This is a genomic window from Kribbella deserti (assembly GCF_042434725.1).
Classification (GTDB): domain Bacteria; phylum Actinomycetota; class Actinomycetes; order Propionibacteriales; family Kribbellaceae; genus Kribbella; species Kribbella deserti.
Map to the genome: position 1 here is coordinate 1 of NZ_JBHLTC010000029.1, position 22069 is coordinate 22069.

Sequence of the window (22069 nt, forward strand, 5' to 3'; positions counted from 1 at the left end):
CGACGGTCGGACGCGAAATGCGGGCGGTACCGCGCCACTCACCGACGGTCGGACCCGGAATGCGGGCGGTACCGCGCCACTTCCCGACGGTCGGACCCGGAATGCCGTATTCCACGTCCGACCGTGGGTAACAAACCCACGAGGGGCCGGGGGCGCATAACTCCAGCCCGCGAGTGGCTGGGGGTTCGTACGCGTTCACTCGCGGATGGAAGTGGGGGTCGTACCAGCGCTGGGGGCGGGTGGCCGGCCGGATCGGCCTTGTGAAAAGGGGAAGCGGCGGGTGGGTTACGGCAACGATGGGATGACGGCGCGCCTGAGACAGCGCCAAACTGTCGGAGCCGGGACGTAGGGTGGGAATGTGAACCGGCGAATCTTCGGCCTGGAGAACGAGTACGGCGTCACTTGCACCTTTCGCGGTCAGCGCCGACTGACCCCCGACGAGGTGGCGCGCTACTTGTTTCGGCGAGTCGTGTCCTGGGGGCGGAGCAGCAACGTCTTCCTCCGCAACGGGGCCCGGCTCTATCTCGATGTGGGGTCCCACCCGGAGTATGCGACGGGTGAGTGCGACTCCGTCACCGACCTGATAGCGCACGACAAGGCCGGCGAGCGGATCCTCGAGGGCCTGCTGGTGGACGCGCAGAAGCGGCTGCACGACGAGGGCATCTTCGGCGACGTCTACCTGTTCAAGAACAACACCGACTCCGCCGGCAACTCCTACGGCTGCCACGAGAACTACCTGGTCAGCCGGCACGGGGACTTCGCCAAGCTGGCCGACGTGCTGATCCCGTTCCTGGTCACGCGGCAGCTGATCTGCGGCGCCGGCAAGGTGCTGCAGACGCCGCGCGGCGCGGTGTATTCGGTCAGCCAGCGCGCGGAGCACATCTGGGAAGGCGTCTCCAGCGCGACGACCCGGTCCCGGCCGATCATCAACACCCGCGACGAGCCGCATGCGGACGCCGAGCGGTTCCGCCGGCTGCACGTCATCGTCGGCGACTCGAACATGTCCGAGACCACGATGCTGCTCAAGGTCGCCAGTACCGATCTGGTGCTGCGCATGATCGAGGCCGGCATCGTGATGCGTGACCTCACGCTGGACAACCCGATCCGGGCGATCCGCGAGATCAGCCACGACATGACCGGCCGCCGCGAGGTCCGGCTGGCCAACGGCCGCGAGGCCAGCGCGCTGGACATCCAGGGCGAATATCTGACCAAGGCCCGGGACTTCGTCGATCGCCGCGAGCTGGGTACTCCGGCTGTCGAGCGCGCGCTGAATCTGTGGGAGCGCTGCCTGAAGGCGATCGAGTCCGGCGACCTGTCCGGTATCGAGCGCGAGATCGACTGGGTGATCAAGTACCGGTTGATCGAGCGCTACCGCGAGCAGAACAATCTCGGTCTGGCCAGTCCGCGGGTCGCGCAGCTCGACCTGGCGTACCACGACATCCACCGCCCGCGCGGGTTGTACTACCTGCTCGAGCGCAAGGGCGCGGTCACCCGGGTGGTCGACGACCTGCGGGTCTTCGAGGCCAAGTCGGTGCCGCCGCAGACCACCCGCGCGCGGTTGCGCGGCGAGTTCATCAAGCGGGCCCAGGAGCGCCGTCGCGACTTCACGGTCGACTGGGTGCACCTCAAGCTGAACGACCAGGCCCAGCGCACGGTGCTGTGCAAGGACCCGTTCAAGTCCCACGACGAGCGGGTCGAGAAGCTCATCGCCAGCATGTAGGTACCTGGAGGCAAACGTTCTCACCCAGACGGCTGGCTGGGCCACGCTGTGTGCATTTGCGAGTCCAGGCTAGGGTGGTCGGCGTTCATCTGGCCGTACTGAGGCGGGCCTGCCGAGACAGGGTCGCGCCGTGAGATTTTCGAGGTGCTCGTGCGCAAGCTGTTGAGTGTGGTCGCAGCCGTGGCCCTGGGTTCGTCCCTGGTCGCCTGTGGCTCGGAAGAGCCGAAAGCCGGAGACGGTGGTGACTTCGGCAAGAGCGGTATCAAGGTCACCGAATCGTTCGGCAAGAAGCCGACCATCACCCACAAAGAGGGCGAGCCGGACAAGGCTCTGGTCACCGAGGTCCTGAGCGAGGGCAAGGGCGCCGAGGTGAAGAAGGGCGAGCTGCTGGTCGCCAACTACATCGGCCAGATCTGGCGTGACGGCAAGGTCTTCGACAACTCCTACGACCGCGGCGCGCCCGCGGCGTTCCCGATCGGTGTCGGCAAGGTCGTCACCGGCTGGGACGAGGCACTCGTCGGCAAGAAGATCGGTAGCCGTGTGCTGCTGTCGATCCCGCCGGACAAGGGCTACAAGGAGACCGGCAACAAGGAAGCCGGTATCGAGGGCACCGACACGCTGATCTTCGTGGTGGACATCGTCGGCGCGTTCGACACCACCAAGAAGACCGCTGAGGGCGGTACGACGCAGGCCGCGCCCGCCGGTAACCCGACCATCACCGGTGCGATCACCGCCGAGCCGAAGGTCACCGTGCCGAAGGGCCTGAAGGCTCCGAAGGAGACCGGCAAGCCGATCGTGCTGATCAAGGGCACCGGCAAGCCCGTCGAGAAGAACTCGATGGTCCGCATGCACTACGCGATCTTCGACTACACCGGCAAGAAGCAGTTCAGCACCTGGGTGCCGAGTCAGCAGGCCCCGGTCGCCGAAGCGGTCGCACAGCCGATCGCCCCGGCCGGCGCTCCCGCCGGTCAGGCCGGTCCGCTTGCCGCGCTCGTCGGCGTACCGGTTGGCAGCCGCGTGCTGATGCACCTGCCGCCGCAGCAGAACCAGGCCGCGTTCGTCGTACTCGACGTGATCGACAGCCTGCCGATCAGCGTCGCCTGATCCAGCTACCGACTCCGGCCGGATCGTTCCCTCACGGGAGCGATCCGGCCGCTGCCGTTTCCGGGCGCCGTACGACGGACCTGCGCGGGCGGTGTCGTTGGTCAGCGGCGGCGGAACCAGCGGTTTGAGGCGGGGCGGTAGAGGGCCACGAGTGCGCCCAGAACCGCGAGGATGTGGATCGCGCGGATTCCCGCGTACAGGTCCAGGTCGACCTCGGCCCAGTGGGCGCCGGCGGCCAGCCATTTGATGGGTTCGATGACCAAGGTCGCCAGGCCGATCACCCCGAGCAGTCCGGTGAGGGCGATCCTGACCCGGTTCCTGCCGCTGCGCAGTCGAAGGACCAGCATGGTCAGTCCGCCGTACAAGAGCACCCGGAACGCGATCATCGCGGCAAGCGCCGGCGTAACCCCTGATTCCGAGCTGATCGCCGCGCTCGCGCCGATCACGCTTTCGGCGACACCCGCGCCGATGGCGGTGAGCCACAACGCCATCGAGAGACGTACGGAGTGGGGCGGGCTGGTCGGTGCGTGGACCTGGTGGATCTCGAGAGTTGCCATGCCTCAACGATGAGCCGTGGGCTTCGCCCGTTCAGGAGTGTTGAGACCCGCCATGAGGTGGAGGTAGGCCCACCAGGTCGGCCACCCGCGCGGGGGGAACCGGCCAGGTGGCCGATGTTTCTCCCGGCGCGGAAAGACAGGCTTGAGGCATTCATCAACGAGCCGACAGCCGTCGGATCCGAGCAGGAGGAACACCATGACCGAGAATGCGATGGCTCTGCCCACGCCGCACCCCGAGCTCAAGCGTCTGGACCGTTTTGCCGGCACCTGGAGCATGGCCGGTGACCTCGTCGGCGCCGACGGCGAGAACATCAAGGGCCAGGCCACTTTCCGCTGGCTGCCGGGCGGGTTCTTCCTGGAGCAGCACATCACGCTGGACTTCCTCGGCATGACGATCGACAGCCTCGAGATCGTCGGGTACGACGAGCAGCGCGGCACCTTCGCCTCGACGGTCTACTCCAACATGTCGCCGCAGCCCTTGCCGTACACCTGGCAGGTCGACGGGGAGAACCTCACCATCACGGTCTCGTACGGCCCGCTGGACGCGACGTTCCGCGGCGCCTTCCGCGATGACGGCACCTTCTCCGGCGGGTGGCGAGCCAACCCGGGCGCCGACGAGACCGTCAATATCGACTATGACCTCAGCGGCCAGCGACTCGCCTGAACGCCTGGTGGAGTTCGCCATGGTTGAGCTGTCCGCCGACGGGTTTCGGCGCGAGTACGACGACCTGCGGCGCGATGTTGGTAGAGACCGGGTGCCGGCCGGGCGGATCTTCGCGCTGGCGAAGCGGTTCATAGCGGCCGAGGTGGCTCAGATCGAAGACCTGCTGGAGGATCCGCGGCACGACGTTCGCGTCGGTGCTGTCAGCATCATGGACTTCGAGGCCCGCGGCCGCCGTACCTCGCCCGAGCGGCGCCGCGACCTCTATCAGCTGTACCTGCGACGCCATGACCGCATAGACAACTGGGACCTGGTCGATCGGGCCGCGCCGCATGTCGTCGGCGGCTACCTGTACGACAAGCCGCGAGAGCCGCTCTACCGGCTGGCCGCGTCCCCGAGCCAGTGGGAACGCCGTACCTCGATCGTGAGCACCTGGTACTTCATCCGGCTCGGCGACGTCGACGACACGTTCCGCCTGGGTGCGGTCCTCGCGCACGACCCGGCCGACCTGGTCCAGAAAGCGGTCGGCGGGTGGATTCGCGAGGCCGGCAAGCGGGACCCGGCCCAGCTGATCTGCTATCTCGACCAGTTCGCGGCGACTATGCCTCGCACGGCTCTCCGCTACGCGATCGAGAAGCTCGACCCACCGACCAGGCAGCACTACCTCAAGCTCAAATCCACCGCCGGACACGGAGAACAATCCTCATGACTTCACCCCTGCGTAGTACCGCGGCAGTCGTCGCTGGCATTGCGGTCATCGGCATCCTCTCCAACGGCGTCGACACCGTGCTGGAGCAGAGCGGTGTCTTCCCGTCCATCGCGGAGCAACGCGAGCAAGGTTTCCGCACCCCTTGGATGGTGGCCCTTGCGCTCGCCTACCGCCTGCTCTTCGCGTACGTCGGTGGCTGGCTCACTGCACGCTTTGCGCCGGCCAACCCCGCCAAGCACGTAGTGGTGCTCATAGTCATTGGAACCACGCTTGGCGCTCTCGGAGCGATCGCGAGCTGGGACGTCGCGCCTGCGTGGTTCACCGTCCTTATGCTGCTGGGAACCCCCGTCGCTGCCTGGCTGGGCGGGATGCGCGTCAGGCGCAGTCGCGAGGTGCGGGTTCCTGCTGTGGCTCTCGGACGCTAGGAGGCGTTGTGGTCGCCGCTGGTGATTAGGGTGGCGGCGTGGCGGCCGGCGGCTGCGGCGGCTTCGAAGTACGCGCGGTCGCCGTCGAGGTCCCTGCCCATGGTGGACAGCTTGACCGGCGCACCGGCCAGTACGTCGTACAGGCCGTCCACTGGAACCCGTACGACGCGGTGGCGGGCGTGGAGCGGTTCGGCGGCGTCGCGGACCAGATCGCCGAATTCACCCGGTAGGTCCGGTACGACGACGTCAGCCGGTTGAAGCGCCACCCGGCCGTAGGCGGTCAAGCTGTGGTGGGAGATACCGCGATGGCGTGGACGCGGATCAGCCTCGGAAATCCGCAGGGACGCGACGGCCCGTCCACCAAGGGTTCCGACGGCGTTGATGGCTTCACCCGACTGGACGCCGGAGAACCCCCAGCGAGTACCAGTACCGAGGTTGCCCGGGCCCTGGGTGATTACGACCAACTCGGCCTCTAGAACGCGAACAGCCGTCAGTAGGCCTGTATGGACCGTCACGGCCTCCCGGTCACCGCCGTACGCCTGGCCGACCGTGACCGTGCCCGCGAGCCACCCCGCGTCTCGCAGGGCCGGAACCGTACGGGAGAAGGCCATCGGCAGTGCACCACCGTCGGTCATCACGTAGACCACGCGCGTTCCGGGCCGGGCGTCGTACACCCCAGCGAGTACTGCGGGTAGCGCCGAGTGGAGGTCTGCCACTACGACAGGAGCGCCACCGAGGTCGTCGGCGTCGCGAAGTATCTCGTGGTCCGGGGAGTCCTGCTCGTCGGCGCCGAGCACCATCGACTGCAAGGGCGTGTAGCGCGCCTTGACGAGGTGGCCGCTCTCGGGCGGATCGGCCGGCAGTCGGTCCGGAATCGCCACCACCAGGGCGTATCCGCCGGTGCCGAGGCCACGGTCGAGCGCGCCCACGTTCAGCAGGACCCGATCGCCGATCAGGGGAAGGCCGACCAGGTCCGGATAGGCCAAGGCCCGGACGGCGGTGTCGCCCACCGAAACCACCAGCTCCTGCGCTCCGGTCCAGCTGCGGCCCAGTTCGGTCACGAAACCCGCACGCCAACGCATCACGAGGCGACTTTAGTGTCCGCACTCGCGGCGACGTGTCCGGCGCCACGTCCCTCGGCCCGTGACACCACCCGGCCGGCCTGGATCCGCACCGCCACCTCGACCCGATCACCGCCGGCTGCCAGGGGAGCCGCGGCTACGGCCGGGGCCAGCGCGCCGGACGGGTCGAGCACTACCTGCAGCGTGGGCCAGGCCGCCGAGGGGAAGGCCTCGCGCAGACACGTACACACCTCGGCGATCACCAGCCGGGCCAGCGGTGCTCGCTCGTCGGAGGCGTCGACCGGAATCACCAGGGTTGTTGCCGCTCCAGCCCGTACGGCGTCCTCTGCCGCCTCCAACCGTTCCAGGCCGAGAACCGTCACCACGCCGTCGCGATCGAGATCGGCGGGTTGGCCCGTGACGAGGTTGATCGCGGGTGGGGGAGACCAGGGTTCGTCGACCGGTACGGGCCGCACGATGCTGTGCGAAGGCGGCCACCAGTCGTCGAAGTCCAACTCCAGCAGCCGATCGCAGGCGTTCACCACGTTGAAGGGCTCAACGAATCCGGGCGCCGCCGCCACGAGCTGGCTCGCGCCGTACAGGCTGGTCAGCGCGGACTCGGCCACTCGCACCAGACGACGACCCGGGCGCAGGTTCTCCAGGGCCAGGCCGAGTAGGAGGGCGTCGAGCTTCATCAACTGGCCGAAGGTCTGCCGTAGCCGCTCGTCGCCGATGATCTCGGGCAGCAGGTCCTGGTTGATCCGCGCGTCACCTCGCGGATCCAGGTCGAACGGCAGACCCGTCACCCACGTCCGCGCGAACTCCCGCAACGCCTCCGACGCGGTACGCCGCTCGGGTGGTTCCTCGACGGGCCGGTCGGCGGCCTCGGCCAGCACGCTGAAGTAGAGCGCGCGTTTGCCCGGGAAGTTCGAGTAGACCGCGCCACGGGTCAGTCCGGCCCGGTCCGCGATCGAGTCGACTCGCGCAACGCGGAAACCCCGCTCGGTGAATTCGTCCCGAGCGGCCGCCAGCACCCGGTTCCGGGTTTGCTGCTGGGCCTGGGCCCGGCTGAGTCGACCTGCCATCTGGTTAAGATACTTGGATCATCCAGATGATCATAACATCTGGATTCCGCCGCAGGAGGGAACCGCCGTGCCCGATCGGGATCTGCTGAAATGTTCCTTCTGTGGCAAATCACAAAAGCAGGTCCGCAAGCTGATCGCAGGTCCAGCCGGCGTGTACATCTGCGACGAGTGCGTTGACGTCTGCAACGAGCTGATCGAAGAGGAGTTGTTCGAGGCGTCCGCGCCGAGCCTCGACGAGCTGCCCCGGCCGATGGAGATCTGCGCCTTTCTCGATCAGTACGTGATCGGCCAGGACCGGGCGAAGAAGACGCTCGCGGTCGCGGTCTACAACCACTACAAGCGGATCCAGGCGACGGCCAAGCGCGGTGTCGACCAGATCGAGCTGGCCAAGTCGAACATCCTGCTGATCGGCCCGACCGGCTGCGGCAAAACCCATCTCGCCCAGACGCTGGCCCGGATGCTGAAGGTGCCGTTCGCGATCGCGGACGCCACCGCGCTGACCGAGGCCGGGTACGTCGGCGAGGACGTCGAGAACATCCTGCTGAAGCTGATCCAGGCCGCCGACTTCGACATCGCGAAGGCGGAGACCGGCATCATCTACCTGGACGAGGTGGACAAGGTCGCTCGCAAGAGCGAGAACCCGTCCATCACCCGGGACGTCTCTGGCGAGGGCGTACAACAGGCCCTGCTGAAGATCATCGAGGGCACGGTCGCGAGCGTTCCACCGCAGGGCGGCCGCAAGCACCCGAACCAGGAACTCCTGCAGATCGACACCTCGAACATCCTGTTCATCGTCGGCGGCGCCTTCGCCGGCCTGGACCGCATCATCGATCAGCGCGTCAACGCGGGCGGCATCGGTTTCGGTGCGCGCATCCAGACCACTCGCGATCTCGACGATGTGTTCGGTGAGGTGACTCCGGAGGACCTGCTCAAGTTCGGCCTGATCCCGGAGTTCGTCGGGCGGCTGCCGATGGTGACGAGCGTGCGCAGCCTCGATCGCGACGCGCTGGTCCGGATCCTGACCGAACCGCGCAACGCCCTGATCCGGCAGTACCACCGCCTGTTCGAGCTGGACGGTGTCGAACTGGAGTTCACCGACGCGGCGATCGAGGCCGTCGCGGACCAGGCGATCCTGCGCCGGACCGGCGCTCGCGGACTGCGCGCCATTCTCGAGGAGGTGCTGATGGCCGTCATGTACGACATCCCCGGCCGCGACGACGTCGCCCGCGTTGTCATCACCGCCGAAGTGGTCGCCGAACACGCCTTGCCCACCATCGTGCCCCGCCCCACCGCCGAACCCCGCGAAAAGTCCGCCTGACTCCGCCCGGGCGGCGGTGCTGGTGGGACTGGAGTGACTGGTGGGAGGACCCGTTCGCGGGTCGGGGTAATTGTGCGGGTTTGGGGGCCTCGCAGCGCATAAGGTGGACGGGTGTCGGCGCGGAAGAGTGAGCGGCTGCTCAACCTGGTGATCTGCCTGTTGGTGGCGCGCACTTACGTGACCAAAGAGCGCATCCGCGAGGTGGTCGAGGGCTACGCCGGCCTGACCCCGGACGCCTTTGAGAAGATGTTCGAGCGGGACAAGGACGAGCTGCGCGATCTCGGTATTCCGATCGAGATGGGCACGATCGACAAGTTCTTCTCCGACGACATCGGCTACCGCATCCGCCGCGACGTCTTCGAACTGCCCGAGGTCCACCTGGAACCGGACGAGGCCGCCGTACTCGGTGTCGCCGCCCGGGTCTGGCAGCACGCGAGCCTGGCCGAGGCGACCAGCTCGGCCGTGCTCAAACTGAAGGCCGCGGGCATTCAGACCGACCAGTCGGCGCTGAGCGCGATCGAGCCGCACGTCGGTGCGTCCGAGCCTGCCTTCGATCCGCTCTGGTCCGCCGTCGTCACCCGTACGGTCGTGACGTTCGAGCACCTGCGCAGCGGCGCGGCCAAGCCGACCAAGCGCACGCTGGAGCCGTGGGGCATCGTCTCCTGGCACGGCCGGTGGTACGTCGTCGGCCGGGACCGCGATCGCGAGGCGACCCGGATGTTCCGGCTGTCCCGGATCGGCGGCAACGTCAAGACGATCGGCTCGCCGCAGGCGTTCACCGTGCCGGCGGGCACCGATCTGCGCGGCCTGGTCTCCGAACTCGCGCCACCACCACCGACCTCCGAGGCGAAGATCCGCGCCCGGGCCGGTTCGTGCGTGAGCCTGCGCCGTCGCGCTACCGCCGTCGAGCCGTACGAAGAAGGCTGGGACCTCCTGCACGTCCCGTACGCCGATGCCGGGGTGCTCGCCGAGGAGATCGCGTCGTACGGGCCGCAGGCCGTGGTCGACGCGCCGGGCGACGTACTGGACGGCGTACTGCGGCGCTTGCGCGAAGTGGCGGGGGTGCCGGTATGAGCAACGCCCGGGATCAGGTTCAGCGCCTGCTCGCGCTGGTCCCGTACCTCCGTGAGAACGACGGCGCCCTGGTCGAGGACGTCGCCGCGGAGTTCGGGGTCAAGCCGAAGCAGATCATCGCCGACCTGAAGGTGCTCTGGTTCTGCGGTCTGCCCGGCGCGCAGATGGGCGATCTGATCGAGATCGACATCGAGGCGGCCGAGGGCGACGGCGTCATCCACATCAACAACGCCGACTACCTGGCCCGGCCGTTGCGCCTCGCGGCCGACGAGGCCCTCGCCCTGCTGACCGCCCTCCGTACGCTGCGCGAGGTGACCGGTGACAACGACCGGGACGCCGTCGACCGGGCCATCGCGAAACTCGAGACCGCCGCCGGTGAAGGTGCCGCCGCCGCGATCGAAGGTGCCGCCGCGCACGTACACGTCGAACCGACGCGGCCCGAACTCGCCGAGACGGTCAACCGCGCCCTGGCCGGTCATCGCCGCCTGCACCTTACGTACGACGTACCGTCGCGGGACGAGACCACCGAGCGGGACGTCGACCCGATGCGCCTGGTCGTTTCGGAAGGCCGCACCTATCTCGAGGCCTGGTGCCGCCTGGCCGAGGACGTCCGGTTGTTCCGGCTGGACCGGATCGCCGCCGCCAAGCTGCTGGACCTGCCGAGCGAACCACCCGCGCAGGCGACTCCCCGCGATTTGTCGAACGGGATGTTCCAGCCGTCGGAGGCGGATCTGCTGGCCACGGTGCGACTGGCACCACCCGCACGCTGGGTCGCGGAGTACTACCCGACCGAGTCGGTTGAGGAAGGCCCGAACGGCTCCCTGGTGATCACCCTGCGCGTGGCCGACACCGCCTGGCTACAACGCCTCATCCTGCGCCTCGGCGGCTCCGCCCAGGTCCTCGAACCGGCCGAACTCGGCGCCCAGATCGCCGAAACCGCCCGCGAAGCCCTCAAGGCCTACACCTTCTAACCTCACCCCCTCGGCCTGGCTCTTCACCGCCTGCACAACCTCCACCCACCACCACCCCCGCCGCGCCGCCGCTCCCGCCGCGCCCCCGCCGCCACGCCGCGCAGCGATCCCGTCGCGCAGCGCACACGTGCAGGCCGATTTGTGGAAAACCCTCTCGCGAAGTGCCTGGTTGTGTTTGCACACGCGCGACATAAGGAAGCACCTCGCGAGAGGGTTTTCCACAACCAGATCGCGGGAGGGTTCTCCACGGATCAGATCAGGGTTCGAGGCGGAGGGCGTTACCCGTTGCGTCCTGCCTTCTGGGCAGGGTCGAAAGGTAGTGCCTGCGGGCTAATCCGGTCAGTTCTGCCGGCAGATCCGCTTCCGGCCGGCTCTTGTCGCTGCAGTAATCAGCGAGATCAATACGACCGCTGACGCCAGGAAGGTGCTGGGCATTCCAAGGATGGCCCGGCGAACGAGAGCTACGACGTCTACTTCAGGTCCAACAAGTGGACCAACAACTGCATGGGCGTCGGCAATGGCGGCAGCGCCGTCTCGATCGAACACTGGCGCTGCTACGAGGGGGACAACGTCCAGCACTGGCGCATCGTCGAGGACACCCGATCGGACTGGTGGGCACTCAAATCGGTGGGCAAACTCGGCTCCAACGAATGCCTGGACATTGAAGCGGATCCACCAGCGCGCCATCCGCTACCCGTGTCACCTCGGCAAGAATCAGCGCTTCCTGTGGCGCTCCGATCAGCGCGGCAGCTACTGGGTGTCGGAGCTCTCGCCGCACCCGGAAACGAACCAGCGCGTGCTCGAGATCGATGATTACGGCAACAGCCAGTTCATCCAGCTGCCGATCAGCGATGGCGGCGCCCACCAGCGCTGGAACGTGTATCCGGTCGAGTCGGCAGTCAAGCGCTGAGTTCGCGCTCGAGTGGGGTGCGGAAGCGGGGGGTGACGCGGGTGCCGTCGAGCCAGGTGGTCCAGCGGGCCGCCTCCGCCTCGATCGCGGCCGTTGCTTCCTGGCCGATATCGGTCAATATCCGGTACCGCACCTCACCCGTAGCCGACTGGCCCCAGCCGCCGACGATCTGCCCGTCGCACCAGATCGAGGGCCCGACGTTGCCCATCGTGTCGAACAGCTGGGCCTTGTGCTCACCGAGATACCAGTCGCGCTCCTTCCAGCCCATCGGCGTCGGATCGAGCGCGGGCAGCATCGCCACCCACGGCTCCACTGGTTCGACCGGATCCTCGTCACCCGGCAGGACCCAGCCCGTCGTACCGGAGTCGGGCAGGTCGACCTGCACGGCTTGGACGGCGGCGAGGGCCTTCTTGGTCTGGCCGCCGTTCCACCCGGTCCACCACTGCAGGTCGGCCAGCGTGCCCGGGCCGAACGACGCCAGCCAGCGCCTCGTCAGCTCCGCCCGGGCCTCTTCGGCGGGGAGGCCGGTGTCCAGTCCGTCCGGCAGCCAGGTTTCCACGGGGGACCACCGGTGCTGGGCGCTCAACCACGTTCCGACCGGGCGCCCGCGCACGATCAGCCCGTCCACCGCGAGCTGGAACAGGACCCGGCTGGTGACATACGGCTGGGCGGCGTAGGCCTTTCCCTCCGCCATCGACAGCCTGGTCCGCAGCCTGGGCTCGTCGTCGGCCAACTCGCTGGCGACGGCTGAACCACGGGCCCGCAACGCCTTGGCGGTCGAGGCCTCGACCGAGGCGAGCCACTCGGCCGCACTGTCGACGCCCGCCTCGGTCAGGTGTTTGACCAGCAGTTTTCGCTGCTTCGCGGCGATATCCACCGCGCAGGCGGAGTGCACCACGGGCGCGAGCGAGGTCGGCACCACAAAGACCGTGCGTCTCATTCCGAGCATGCGCAGCACGGTCCGGTCGTCGTACAGCGCTTGTTCGAGTGGTTCCGGCGAGGCGGCGCCGGTCCGGGCGGCGGCGGACAGATGCACTGTGGCCTGATCCGTGGCGTGCAGAACCACCAGCGCCTCCGTCGCCTCAAGCGGGTTCGCCGCCTGAACGGAGGGGGCCAGGCGGTGCCGGCGGCCCAGCCTGGCCCGCCGCTCGGTGACGTCGATCTTTTGCATGCCGAAGTCCTATCAGGGGTGTCCGACAATTCCATCCAAGATGAACGGCGGGCGGCTGACCTGCGCTCGGCCGGGGGACCGGCTAGGCTCGGCGCATGTACTGGTTCCTGCTGTTCCTCGGCGTGGCGGTGGTCTGGGCGATCGTGCTCTTCCTGCTCGCGCGGAAGTTGTGGGGGCAGAGCAAGGCATTGGCCCGGGAGGTCGGTGCCGCACAAGCCAAGCTCGAGGCCGCCCAACGGGCCCCGGCCGACTCCGCCATGGAGGACGCCGAGGCGAAGGTCGGCAGCCGGGCGTAGGATCGGCCACGGATTCGCGGTCGACGAGAACCAGTTGGTGTGGGAAAAGGGAGATCCGTCATGACATCGCTCATCACGATGCCTTCGGGCGCGGAGTGGCTCATCGTTTTGGCCATCGTCGTGCTGCTGTTCGGCTCGACCAAGCTGCCGACGCTTGTGCGTCAGCTCGGTAAGTCGAAGAAGATCTGGGAAGAAGAGGTCGGCACCGGCAAGAAGAAGGGCGATGCCGAGCTCACCCAGGGTGTGCAGACGCCGGAGCAGACGATCAACCCGCCCGTGCAGGCGCCGAGCCAGCAGCCGCAGCCGAACACCCAGGTGAACGGCCAAGGCCCGGGCGACGGCGTGCCGCCGTCGCACACGGCCAACTGAGCCACGCGCACCACCTCTTGTGGCGCTGATGAAGATCGGACGGCGGAAAGAGCGCCGTCCGAAGGACGACGAGGGTCGGATGACCCTGCGCGAGCACATCACCGAGCTGCGTAACCGGCTGGTCAAGGCCATTCTCGCGATCCTCATCGGTGCCGTGGCCGGCTGGATCTACTTCGATCCGCTGCTCGACATCCTGCGGCACCCGTTCGAGACCGGTATTCGCGATCTGCTCCGTGAGAAGGGGCAAGAGCCGAAGCTGACCTTCACCAACGTCACCGATCCGTTCACGTTCCGGATCAAGATCGCGCTGGTCTTCGGTGTCATCCTGGCTGCGCCGATCTGGCTGTACCAGCTGTGGGCGTTCATCGTGCCCGGCTTGCACCGTAAGGAGCGCAAGTGGTCGATGCTGTTCGCCGCCATCGCCACGCCGCTGTTCTGCGCGGGTATCGCGGTCGCCTACTGGACCCTGCCCAAGGGTCTGGAGATCCTGATCGGCTTCACCCCTGAGGCCGTCGAGAACCTCATTCAGCTGCCGGACTACCTGAACTTCGTACTGCGGACGCTGCTGGTCTTCGGTATCGCGTTCCTGATTCCGCTCGTGGTCGTGCTGCTCAACCTGCTCGGCGTGGTGCCGGCCACCGCGCTGGCGAAGTTCCGGCCGTACACGATCATCGTCATCTTCGTATTCGGCGCGGTCGCGACGCCTTCGGGTGACCCGTTCTCGTTGATGTTCCTGGCCGTGCCGATGTGCTTGCTGTACTTCGCGGCCGAGATCATCGCCCGGATCGTCGACAAGCGCCGGGCCAAAAAACTCGAAGAAGACCTGGCCGACTGATGGCCCGTCATCTCGCGCTGGTGGTCAACCCGACCTCCGGCAGGGGCCTCGGTGCCCGGGTGGCACCGGTGGTCCTGGCCCGGCTGGAAGCGGCCGGCCTGACGGTGTCCGAGTTCGTCACCACCTGCGCGGAGGACGTCGGCCGGATCTCCGCCGAGGTGATCGCCTCCGGCGCGGACGCGGTGGTACTCGTCGGCGGTGACGGCACGATCCACCTCGCCGCCCAGGTCCTCGGCGGCTCGGGGATGCCGACCGGGATCATCCCGGCCGGGACCGGTAACGATTTCGCCCGCGCCATCGGCGTACCGCTGAAAAATCCCGAGGCCGCCGCGGACCGGGTGATCGCCGGCAACACCCGCGCGGTGGACCTGGCCACGGCCAAGGGCGAGTTGATCACCACGATCATGTGCAGCGGGTTCGACTCGAAGGTGAACGAGCGGGTCAACCGGATGAGCTGGCCCAAGGGCCAGTCGCGGTACACGGTCGCCACCATCGCGGAACTGCGCACGTTCGCGCCGATCCCGTTCAAGGTGACGGTCGACGGCGAGCTGATCGAGACCGACGCGATGATCGTCGCGGTCGGCAGCACCTCGTCGTACGGCGGTGGCCTGCAGATCCTGGCCGGCGCGGTCGTCGACGACGGGTTGCTCGACATCACGATCATCGAGCCGATCTCCCGCATCAAGCTGCTGCAGATGTTCCCGAAGCTGGCCAAGGGCACGCACGTGCCGCACCCGCTGGTCCGCCAGCTGCGCGGCACGGCCGTCCGGATCGAGGCCCCCGGCGTCACAGCGTACGCCGATGGCGAGCGCCTCGGCCCGCTGCCGATCGACGTCGGCATCAAGCCCGGCGCCCTACTCATCTACTAGCTCTTCTGCGAGGACCACTGGCAGGGGCCTGGCGACTCCACCGCCTGCGGAAAGAGCCCACACCTGCCACGAGTGGACGCGTCTGCACGCGACCAGCGCGTCCGGAGAGTCTTGACGACGGTCACCAGTCGCGGCTGAACGGCTCTGACGGCGTTGAGTAGTCGCGTCTGAACGGCGCTGGCGGTGTCACGGTGCGTCGCGAGTCGATTGCACTGCGAATCGTGCGATCTTCGCGGGGGAAGCGGAGCGCGCGAAAGGTGACGGCTGATGCCGAAGGTCCTGTCCGGTATGTCCACAGTGCTCGACGCGGGCCTGCTCGCGCTCGGGCTGTACATCCTGTTCTGGGTGCCGCAGCCACGAATGAACTCGGCTCTGCTGGTCTGGAACGTGCTGGCGCTGGTCTACCTCGCGGTCCGGCTGGTCCGGTCCTTCCGGCTGAGCCCGATCGACCTGGCCGGCTGGCTGAACGGCCCACTGGCGTGGCGGCGCGCGCGTTTCGTCTTCACCTTGCTCACCAGCCTGATCGGTATCGGCTGCGGCCTCGATATCGTTGCCACCAGCAACGAGGATGAGGTGGACGTGGCCCGCCTGCTCGGCGCCGCCGCGGTGGTCGTACTGGCGTGGTTCATCCTGCACTTCGGTTATGCCGAACGGTATGCACTGGTCTATCGCCGGCTGGCTCCGGACCGATCTCTGGTCTTCCCCGGTACCGAGGTCCCCGCGTACCTGGATTTCGTCTACTTCGCCTTCACCACCGGGTGTTCCTTCGCCGCCTCCGATGTCGAGGTCCGCAACCGTGCGACGCGGATCCTGGTGCTGACCCACAGCGTGCTGTCGTTCTTCTACAACACCGCCATCCTCGGCATCGCCGTCGGTGTCATCAGCGGCCGCTAAGGCCTCCCGGCGATTGAGCGCAGTTGGCTCTTGTTGTCGCCGCGGTTCTTCTGATAGGAAACTTTCCTAACAGATAAAGTCCGCTCGTCGGCCGATCCAGTCGGGTGGCGACCAGACCGCCTAGCTGCACGCGTCCCGCGCCGGCCGGGCAAGGGCGACGAACCAGGGAGAGCCGTACGACAAGACCAGCCGGATCCATGCCGTCCGGAGAGGTGTCCTGACGAGCGATCTCACCTGAGTACGCCGCTCGGCTGGAAGTTCTACGACAACAACTTCCACATCAGCTGATGTGGAACCGCCTCCGCTCCTGTCCGCCCGCTGGAGCGGGGGCAACCAAGCCGAACGCCCGGAGGATGCCACCCCTATCCTCCGGGCGTTCGCCCCGTCCTGCGTCCTCCCGTCTCGTCCCGAGCCCTGCGCGTACCCGTGCCCGTCGGCAACCCGGCCTGCCCTTCCGGCCTGCCAACGACTTGTACGCCAGCGTCACCAGGGCCGGGCCGACCGGTTCTGCCGCCTTGCCGCGGCCACTTCCTGGCCCGGCTCGCGACCACCAATCGCCTCGGTATGACCCGCCGGTTGGCCCACTGCCGAGTTGTTTGCTCACTACCCGGCTGCAACCGGGTGGTCCCGCAACAACTCGGTAGTGGGCCAGCGGAAAGCCGGTAGCCGCACTGAACCCCGGCAGCCACGGGGTTCGCGAACTCGATCGGGATCAGTTGGCACTCAGCGCGATTGAGGAGGCAACCGGGCAGGGGAGATCGGATCCGAGCAGGGGAAACCGGGTCCTCGCGCCCGTTATTGCCCCCGCGAGGAGCCCGTTGCCCCTGCTAGGACCCCACTTCCACCGCTAGGTCGACGTGAATAGGCCGCCCGGCACCCCGCACCCGGCGCCCTGGGTCACGCAGCAGGCCACGCAGCAGGCCACGCAGCAGGCCACGCAGCAGGCGTCGCACCGTGGGCCCCCACCGGCGTCGCCCATGGATCACGTCGCAGGCTTCGCGCCTTGGGTCACGCCGCAGTCGTGGCGGCATGGATCGCCCGCAGGGTGCGGTGCCGCGGATGGGCCAAGGCGTCGGGAGGTGGGCCGTCCCGCGGATCGGCCTGAGCGTCAGGAGGCGGGCCGTGCCTCGGATGGGCCAGGCGTTGGGAGGTGGGCCGTGCCCGGATGGTTGAGGTATTCGGATGGTCGCGGTATCTGGAGACCGTGGGCTCGGGCGGTGGCAGGCCGGGGTGTTCGGGAATTGGGGGTGGCGTCGCATAGCCTGGCGTTATGACCTCCCCGTCCGAGAAGTACGCAAAATTCCGCTCGGACCAGGAGCACCCGGCAGTGGCCGAGTTCCGCTCGCTGTACGACTTCAAGCTGGACGAGTTCCAGTTGCGCGCGTGTGCCGCGCTGGAGGACGGGCATCAGGTGCTGGTCGCGGCGCCGACCGGCTCGGGCAAGACCATCGTCGGCGAGTTCGCGGTGCACCTGGCGCTCAAGCACGGGCAGAAGTGCTTCTACACCACCCCGATCAAGGCCCTCAGCAATCAGAAGTACGGCGATCTCGTCCGCCGCTACGGCAGTGAGAACGTCGGCCTGCTGACCGGTGACAACTCGATCAACTCCGAGGCGCCGATCGTGGTGATGACCACCGAGGTGCTGCGCAACATGCTGTACGCCGGTTCCCACACGCTGCTCGGCCTGTCGTATGTGGTGATGGACGAGGTGCACTACCTCGCCGACCGGGCCCGTGGCGCGGTCTGGGAAGAGGTCATCATTCACCTGCCGGACTCGGTCGCGGTGGTTTCGCTGTCGGCGACGGTGAGCAACGCCGAGGAGTTCGGCGACTGGCTCGAGACCGTCCGCGGTAACACCGTGGTCGTGCTGGAGGAGAAGCGGCCCGTTCCGCTGTTCCAGCATGTAATGGTCGGCAAGCGCCTGCACGACCTGTTCGCCGGCGAGGCGCCGACCGCGCGGACCGGTGCGCCGGCGCCCGCCAAGCCGCAGCGCTCGGGTAATCCGGCCAAACAAGAGGCCTTCGACGTCAAGGATCTGGTCAATCCCCAGCTGGTCCGCATCGCGCGCGACGACAACCGGATCTTCCGCGACGACTCGCGCAAGCCGAGGCGCCGTCGCGATCTGCCGAAGCAGCGACCGAGCAAGTCGCACTTCACCCCGTTCCGCTCGGATGTGGTGGAAGAGCTAGACGCGGCCGCGCTGTTGCCCGCGATCTTCTTCATCTTCTCCCGCAAGGGCTGCGAGGACGCGATGGTGCAGTGCCTGCGTTCCGGCCTGCGCCTGACTAAACCGGCCGAGCGGGACGAGATCAAGCGCGTGCTCGCCGAGCGCACGGTCGACCTGCCCGACGAGGACCTGGGCGTGCTCGGGTACCACGATTTCGCCGAGGCGCTCAGCCGCGGAATCGCCGCGCACCACGCCGGCATGCTCGCCGCCTTCAAGGAATGTGTCGAGGAGTTGTTCGCGCGCGGCCTGATCAAGGTGGTCTTCGCGACCGAAACGCTTGCCCTTGGCATCAATATGCCCGCGCGCACCGTCGTACTGGAGAAGCTCAGCAAGTGGAATGGTGAGACCCACGCCGACATCACCCCGGGGGAGTACACGCAGCTCACCGGACGGGCCGGGCGGCGCGGTATCGACGTCGAGGGCCATGCGGTGGTGCTCTGGCAGCCCGGGTTCGACCCGCGCGCGGTGGCCGGCCTGGCCTCGACTCGTACGTATCCGCTGCGCTCGTCGTTCTCCCCGTCGTACAACATGGCCGTGAACCTGGTTCGCCAGGTCGGCCGCGGCCGCGCGCGGGACATGCTGGAGCTGTCGTTCGCGCAGTTCCAGTCCGACCAGGCGGTCGTCGGTTTGGCCCGGCAGGTGCAGCGCAACACCGACGCGCTCGAGGGCTACAAGGAATCGATCGACTGTCACCTCGGTGACTTCCTGGAGTACGCCGCTCTGCGCCGGCGGATCAGCGAGCATGAGTCGTCCGGTTCGAAGCAGCGCAAGCTGGATCGTCGCGTCGAGGCGCAGGAGTCGATCGAGCGGTTGCGCATCGGCGACATCATTCGCGTGCCCGCCGGGCGTAGCGCGGGTTGGGCGCTGGTGCTCGATCCGGGCGTGCGGTCCGAGCGGGAAGGCCCGCGCCCGACCGTGCTCACGCTCGACCGGCAGGTTCGCAAGTTGTCGATGATCGACTTCCCGGAACCGGTCGAGTCGATCGGCCAGTTGCGCGTACCGAAGAAGTTCAACGCGCGAAACCCGCAGCAGCGCCGCGACCTGGCGCACGTGCTGCGCGGCCGGACCGACATGCTCGGCGAGGACGGACCGCCGTCACGTAGCCGCGGCCGGGATTCGGTGCAGCACTCGGATGATCCCGAGCTGCAGCGGATGCGGGCCGAGCTGCGAGCCCACCCCTGCCACGGTTGTGCCGATCGCGAGGACCACGCCCGCTGGGCTGAGCGGTACTTCCGCCTCGAGCGGGAGACGCGCGAGGTCCAGCGCAAGATCGAGCAGCGGACGAATACGATCGCCCGCCAGTTCGACCGGGTCTGCCAGGTGCTGGACGCCCTGCACTATCTGGAGGGCGACCAGACCACCGAGGCGGGCGACCGGCTGTCGCGGATCTACACCGAGCTCGACCTGGTGGCGGCGGAGTGCCTGCGCCAGGGCGTGTTCGACGGGCTGGACGTGCCGCAGCTCGCGGCCTGCCTTGCCGCGTTGGTGTTCGAGTCCCGTTCGAAGGACGAGCCGACGTCACCCCGTCTGCCGGGCGGGGACGTGCGCGATGTGCTGGAGCAGATGGGCCAGATCTGGCGCGAGCTGTCGACCCTCGAGCGGAACATGCGCGTCGACTTCCTGCGCCCGATGGACCTCGGCTTCTGCTGGGCCGCGTTCCGCTGGGCTTCGGGTGCCTCGCTCACCGAGGTGCTGTACGAGTCGGATCTGGCCGCGGGCGATTTCGTGCGCTGGGTGAAGCAGCTGATCGATCTCACCGAGCAGGTCGCGGACGCGGCCGGCCCGGGCGATCTGCGCAAAACCGCGCGCGCCGTCACCGAGGAGATCCGCCGCGGTGTCATCTCCTACGCGTCGGTTGTCGACTGACCCGGTCGCCAGGGTAGAAAGACCCGTCTGCCCGCCGGAGAAGGAGAACCTGTTCGTGGAACTGTCACGCCGTCATTTCGGCAAGCTCGCCGTCGCCACCGGAGCCGCCGCCGCAGTTGGTACTGCGACGGGTACGGCGCTGAGTGGTCCGGTCAACGCCGCCGACGTTGCTGGTACGGCGCTGGGCGGTTCGGCCAGCACGGCCGCGACCTGGCGCGCGACCGGCACCGCCGTACCGGCGTTGAGCGGTTTCGATACCCAGATGCGGGCCTTCATGGAGGCGCGGGGCATCACCGCCGGGCAGATCGCGGTCACCTACAAGGGTCGGCTCGTGCTCGCGCGCGGTTTCAGCACCTCCAGCACGCTCACCGTCCAGCCCACTTCGCTGTTCCGGGTGGCGAGCCTGTCGAAGTCGGTTACCGCGGCGGCCATCGTGAAGCTGGTGCAGGACGGCAAGCTCAGCCTTTCCACGCCGGTCACCTCGATCCTCGGCTTCACCCCGCCGAGCGGGCAGACCGTGGATCCCCGGCTCTCGTCGGTCACCATGAAGCGGCTGTTGCAGCACCTCGGCGGTTGGGATCGCGATATCTCCGGCGACCCGAACTTCAAGGACCCGGCCATCTCGAAGGCCCTCGGGGTCCCGATGCAGCTGCGCCACGCGGACGTCATCAAGTACATGGCCGGGCAGCCGCTCGACTTCGCCCCCGGCAGCCGGTACGCGTACTCCAACTACGGCTACCTACTGGCCGGCCGGGTGATCGAGAAGGTCTCCGGTCTCACCTACGGGTCGTACGTACAGCAGAAGTTGCTGACCCCGTTGAAGATCACCCGGATGGCGCTCGGCGATTCCGTTGCGAGGCGTACCGGCGAGGTCCCATACGAGTCGCAGTTCACCCGGCCGACGGTGATGGACAACACCGGCGCCACCGTGCCCGCGCCGTACGGGGCGTTCAGTATGCGTATCCAGGACGCCAACGGCGGCTGGCTCGCGTCGGCGCCGGACCTGGTCCGCTGGGCGAAGATGTTCGACGCGCCCTCCACGGTTCTGAACAGCACGTCGCTGGCCAGTATCTGGGCCCAGCCCGAGACGGGTATCAACGCCAACGGCGCGTACTACGGCCTCGGCTGGTCCGTGCGACCGACCACGGGTGGGACCGGGCGAAATACCTGGCACACCGGAAGCCTGGACGGCACGTACGCCCTGCTGGTCAGGACGTGGGGCGGGCTGAGCTGGGCGGTGCTGTTCAACCGGCGCGACGACCCGAGTGGCAAGTCGTACAGCGATATCGACCAGATCATCTGGACGGCGGCCAGCAACGTCACCAACTGGCCGACCCACGACTTCTTCCCGAGCTACTTCGCCTGAGCCGCACGCCCTGAGCCGCACGCCCCGAGCCGCACGCCCAGTCGCGGGCCCTGAGTTGAGGGGTCTGTGGGAGGAGTCTCGTCGGCGGATTGAGTTGCAGGGCCTGAGGCGGGCGGCGGGTCAGAGGTAGAGGGCGCGGAGCTGCGGTCCGGCGGGGTCGTGCTCGCCGGCCATCGCGCCGAGAAGTTCGCGAACCGCCTCAACGGTCTCAGCGCCATGGGACCGCTTGAGGCGGCGTTCGTAGTTGTGGTGGAACTTGCGCGCCGCCGCCAGCGCGTCCTGCCCGCGCTGGGACAGCCGCACGATCCGGGCCCGTCCGTCGAATGGTGACGGCATCCGAACGACGTACCCCCGGCGTTCCATATCGTCGATGATCTGTCCCGCGCCCTGTTTGGTGATCTCGAGCCGCTCGGCCAGCGCGCTCACGGTCAGCGGCTCCGCGTCCAGCGTGCGCAGCACATAACCGTCCGACCGGCCTTGATCGTCGAACCCCTGCGCGGTAAGGGCTTCGCGCAGCTCGTGGACGAACTCCTGGTACGCCAGCACGAGCAAGATGCCAAAGTCCGTTGTCTTGGTCATGC

General features: G+C 67.8%; 21 protein-coding genes. 16 read left to right on the forward strand and 5 right to left on the reverse strand.

Annotated features, from left to right (window positions below; all coding sequences use genetic code 11):
* The first annotated feature begins 358 nt into the window (after positions 1-358).
* Together pafA and ACFFGN_RS21830 are read left to right on the forward strand one after the other, a co-directional pair.
* Positions 359-1720 carry a Pup--protein ligase gene (gene pafA, locus ACFFGN_RS21825; RefSeq protein WP_328991985.1) on the forward strand — a complete coding sequence of 454 codons (1362 nt, stop codon included), beginning with the start codon at positions 359-361 and terminating at the stop codon, positions 1718-1720.
* A 144-nt stretch (positions 1721-1864) separates the two neighbouring features.
* Positions 1865-2824 carry an FKBP-type peptidyl-prolyl cis-trans isomerase gene (locus ACFFGN_RS21830; protein WP_380050689.1) on the forward strand — a complete coding sequence of 320 codons (960 nt, stop codon included), beginning with the start codon at positions 1865-1867 and terminating at the stop codon, positions 2822-2824.
* Positions 2825-2925: 101 nt separating this feature from the next.
* Here ACFFGN_RS21830 and ACFFGN_RS21835 read toward each other — a convergent pair whose 3' ends face one another.
* On the reverse strand, positions 2926-3381 hold the full coding sequence (locus tag ACFFGN_RS21835; RefSeq protein ID WP_380050691.1) for a hypothetical protein: 456 nt from the start codon (positions 3379-3381) through the stop codon (positions 2926-2928).
* 196 nt (positions 3382-3577) lie between these two features.
* Here ACFFGN_RS21835 and ACFFGN_RS21840 point away from each other — a divergent pair, with 196 nt between their 5' ends.
* Genes ACFFGN_RS21840 through ACFFGN_RS21850 form a run of 3 tightly spaced genes read left to right on the forward strand, consistent with a single transcriptional unit; the run spans position 3578 to position 5176 of the window.
* Positions 3578-4045 carry a DUF1579 family protein gene (locus ACFFGN_RS21840; protein WP_380050693.1) on the forward strand — a complete coding sequence of 156 codons (468 nt, stop codon included), beginning with the start codon at positions 3578-3580 and terminating at the stop codon, positions 4043-4045.
* Between the two features lie 19 nt (positions 4046-4064).
* A complete protein-coding gene (locus ACFFGN_RS21845) occupies positions 4065-4751 on the forward strand; it encodes a DNA alkylation repair protein (RefSeq protein WP_380050695.1) in 687 nt (228 codons plus the stop codon).
* Complete coding sequence (locus ACFFGN_RS21850; protein ID WP_380050697.1) at positions 4748-5176, forward strand: hypothetical protein; 429 nt, start codon at positions 4748-4750, stop codon at positions 5174-5176. The genes ACFFGN_RS21845 and ACFFGN_RS21850 overlap by 4 nt, the downstream gene beginning before the upstream one ends.
* Here the strand turns inward: ACFFGN_RS21850 and ACFFGN_RS21855 are convergent.
* Together ACFFGN_RS21855 and ACFFGN_RS21860 are read right to left on the reverse strand one after the other, a co-directional pair.
* Positions 5173-6258, reverse strand: a complete 1086-nt coding sequence (locus ACFFGN_RS21855) for a DUF3866 family protein (protein WP_380051033.1) — start codon at positions 6256-6258, stop codon at positions 5173-5175. The genes ACFFGN_RS21850 and ACFFGN_RS21855 overlap by 4 nt on opposite strands.
* Positions 6258-7322 carry a TetR/AcrR family transcriptional regulator gene (locus tag ACFFGN_RS21860; RefSeq protein WP_380050699.1) on the reverse strand — a complete coding sequence of 355 codons (1065 nt, stop codon included), beginning with the start codon at positions 7320-7322 and terminating at the stop codon, positions 6258-6260. Before ACFFGN_RS21860 ends, ACFFGN_RS21855 begins: the two co-directional genes overlap by 1 nt.
* A 67-nt stretch (positions 7323-7389) precedes the next feature.
* On the opposite strand from ACFFGN_RS21860, the gene clpX reads away from it, so the two are divergent.
* The 4 genes from clpX to ACFFGN_RS21880 all read left to right on the forward strand — a co-directional run bounded on the left by clpX (position 7390) and on the right by ACFFGN_RS21880 (position 11595).
* Entirely contained in the window at positions 7390-8640 is a 1251-nt protein-coding gene (gene clpX, locus ACFFGN_RS21865) for an ATP-dependent Clp protease ATP-binding subunit ClpX (protein WP_380050701.1), read from the forward strand.
* A 111-nt stretch (positions 8641-8751) separates the two neighbouring features.
* A complete protein-coding gene (locus ACFFGN_RS21870) occupies positions 8752-9714 on the forward strand; it encodes a helix-turn-helix transcriptional regulator (RefSeq protein ID WP_380050703.1) in 963 nt (320 codons plus the stop codon).
* Positions 9711-10685: a helix-turn-helix transcriptional regulator gene (locus ACFFGN_RS21875; RefSeq protein WP_380050705.1), complete on the forward strand. Its 975-nt coding sequence runs from the start codon at positions 9711-9713 to the stop codon at positions 10683-10685. The genes ACFFGN_RS21870 and ACFFGN_RS21875 overlap by 4 nt, the downstream gene beginning before the upstream one ends.
* Positions 10686-11346: 661 nt before the next feature.
* Positions 11347-11595 carry an RICIN domain-containing protein gene (locus tag ACFFGN_RS21880; RefSeq protein WP_380050707.1) on the forward strand — a complete coding sequence of 83 codons (249 nt, stop codon included), beginning with the start codon at positions 11347-11349 and terminating at the stop codon, positions 11593-11595.
* On the opposite strand, the gene ACFFGN_RS21885 is transcribed toward ACFFGN_RS21880, so the two are convergent.
* A complete protein-coding gene (locus ACFFGN_RS21885) occupies positions 11585-12766 on the reverse strand; it encodes a winged helix DNA-binding domain-containing protein (protein WP_380050709.1) in 1182 nt (393 codons plus the stop codon). The two genes, ACFFGN_RS21880 and ACFFGN_RS21885, sit on opposite strands and share 11 nt — an antisense overlap.
* Before the next feature lie 95 nt (positions 12767-12861).
* Here ACFFGN_RS21885 and ACFFGN_RS21890 point away from each other — a divergent pair, with 95 nt between their 5' ends.
* The 7 genes from ACFFGN_RS21890 to ACFFGN_RS21920 all read left to right on the forward strand — a co-directional run bounded on the left by ACFFGN_RS21890 (position 12862) and on the right by ACFFGN_RS21920 (position 21488).
* Positions 12862-13062, forward strand: a complete 201-nt coding sequence (locus ACFFGN_RS21890) for a hypothetical protein (RefSeq protein WP_380050711.1) — start codon at positions 12862-12864, stop codon at positions 13060-13062.
* Positions 13063-13122: 60 nt separating this feature from the next.
* Positions 13123-13431, forward strand: coding sequence for a twin-arginine translocase TatA/TatE family subunit (locus tag ACFFGN_RS21895; RefSeq protein ID WP_380050713.1), 309 nt, complete (start codon positions 13123-13125; stop codon positions 13429-13431).
* A 28-nt stretch (positions 13432-13459) separates the two neighbouring features.
* Positions 13460-14266 (forward strand): twin-arginine translocase subunit TatC, encoded by an 807-nt coding sequence (tatC, locus tag ACFFGN_RS21900; RefSeq protein ID WP_380050715.1) that lies wholly within the window; start codon positions 13460-13462, stop codon positions 14264-14266.
* A complete protein-coding gene (locus tag ACFFGN_RS21905) occupies positions 14266-15135 on the forward strand; it encodes a diacylglycerol/lipid kinase family protein (protein WP_380050718.1) in 870 nt (289 codons plus the stop codon). The genes tatC and ACFFGN_RS21905 overlap by 1 nt, the downstream gene beginning before the upstream one ends.
* A gap of 267 nt (positions 15136-15402) precedes the next feature.
* Positions 15403-16029 (forward strand): DUF1345 domain-containing protein, encoded by a 627-nt coding sequence (locus ACFFGN_RS21910; protein WP_380050720.1) that lies wholly within the window; start codon positions 15403-15405, stop codon positions 16027-16029.
* Between the two features lie 1270 nt (positions 16030-17299).
* Positions 17300-20122, forward strand: a complete 2823-nt coding sequence (locus tag ACFFGN_RS21915; protein WP_380050722.1) for a DEAD/DEAH box helicase — start codon at positions 17300-17302, stop codon at positions 20120-20122.
* 55 nt (positions 20123-20177) lie between these two features.
* Positions 20178-21488 carry a serine hydrolase domain-containing protein gene (locus ACFFGN_RS21920; RefSeq protein WP_380050724.1) on the forward strand — a complete coding sequence of 437 codons (1311 nt, stop codon included), beginning with the start codon at positions 20178-20180 and terminating at the stop codon, positions 21486-21488.
* Positions 21489-21608: 120 nt separating this feature from the next.
* Here the strand turns inward: ACFFGN_RS21920 and ACFFGN_RS21925 are convergent, their stop codons facing one another.
* Positions 21609-22067, reverse strand: coding sequence for a MarR family winged helix-turn-helix transcriptional regulator (locus ACFFGN_RS21925; protein ID WP_380050726.1), 459 nt, complete (start codon positions 22065-22067; stop codon positions 21609-21611).
* Positions 22068-22069: the final 2 nt, after the last annotated feature.

What these genes read in the sequence shown, in the direction of transcription:
- ACFFGN_RS21835 (WP_380050691.1), bottom strand. Translation starts at nt 3,381, where the DNA reads ATGGCAACTCTCGAGATCCACCAGGTCCACGCACCGACCAGCCCGCCC.
- ACFFGN_RS21840 (WP_380050693.1), top strand. Translation starts at nt 3,578, where the DNA reads ATGACCGAGAATGCGATGGCTCTGCCCACGCCGCACCCCGAGCTCAAG.
- ACFFGN_RS21845 (WP_380050695.1), top strand. Translation starts at nt 4,065, where the DNA reads ATGGTTGAGCTGTCCGCCGACGGGTTTCGGCGCGAGTACGACGACCTG.
- ACFFGN_RS21850 (WP_380050697.1), top strand. Translation starts at nt 4,748, where the DNA reads ATGACTTCACCCCTGCGTAGTACCGCGGCAGTCGTCGCTGGCATTGCG.
- ACFFGN_RS21855 (WP_380051033.1), bottom strand. Translation starts at nt 6,258, where the DNA reads ATGCGTTGGCGTGCGGGTTTCGTGACCGAACTGGGCCGCAGCTGGACC.
- ACFFGN_RS21860 (WP_380050699.1), bottom strand. Translation starts at nt 7,322, where the DNA reads ATGGCAGGTCGACTCAGCCGGGCCCAGGCCCAGCAGCAAACCCGGAAC.
- ACFFGN_RS21875 (WP_380050705.1), top strand. Translation starts at nt 9,711, where the DNA reads ATGAGCAACGCCCGGGATCAGGTTCAGCGCCTGCTCGCGCTGGTCCCG.
- ACFFGN_RS21885 (WP_380050709.1), bottom strand. Translation starts at nt 12,766, where the DNA reads ATGCAAAAGATCGACGTCACCGAGCGGCGGGCCAGGCTGGGCCGCCGG.
- ACFFGN_RS21890 (WP_380050711.1), top strand. Translation starts at nt 12,862, where the DNA reads ATGTACTGGTTCCTGCTGTTCCTCGGCGTGGCGGTGGTCTGGGCGATC.
- ACFFGN_RS21895 (WP_380050713.1), top strand. Translation starts at nt 13,123, where the DNA reads ATGACATCGCTCATCACGATGCCTTCGGGCGCGGAGTGGCTCATCGTT.
- tatC (WP_380050715.1), top strand. Translation starts at nt 13,460, where the DNA reads ATGAAGATCGGACGGCGGAAAGAGCGCCGTCCGAAGGACGACGAGGGT.
- ACFFGN_RS21905 (WP_380050718.1), top strand. Translation starts at nt 14,266, where the DNA reads ATGGCCCGTCATCTCGCGCTGGTGGTCAACCCGACCTCCGGCAGGGGC.
- ACFFGN_RS21910 (WP_380050720.1), top strand. Translation starts at nt 15,403, where the DNA reads ATGCCGAAGGTCCTGTCCGGTATGTCCACAGTGCTCGACGCGGGCCTG.
- ACFFGN_RS21915 (WP_380050722.1), top strand. Translation starts at nt 17,300, where the DNA reads ATGACCTCCCCGTCCGAGAAGTACGCAAAATTCCGCTCGGACCAGGAG.
- ACFFGN_RS21925 (WP_380050726.1), bottom strand. Translation starts at nt 22,067, where the DNA reads ATGACCAAGACAACGGACTTTGGCATCTTGCTCGTGCTGGCGTACCAG.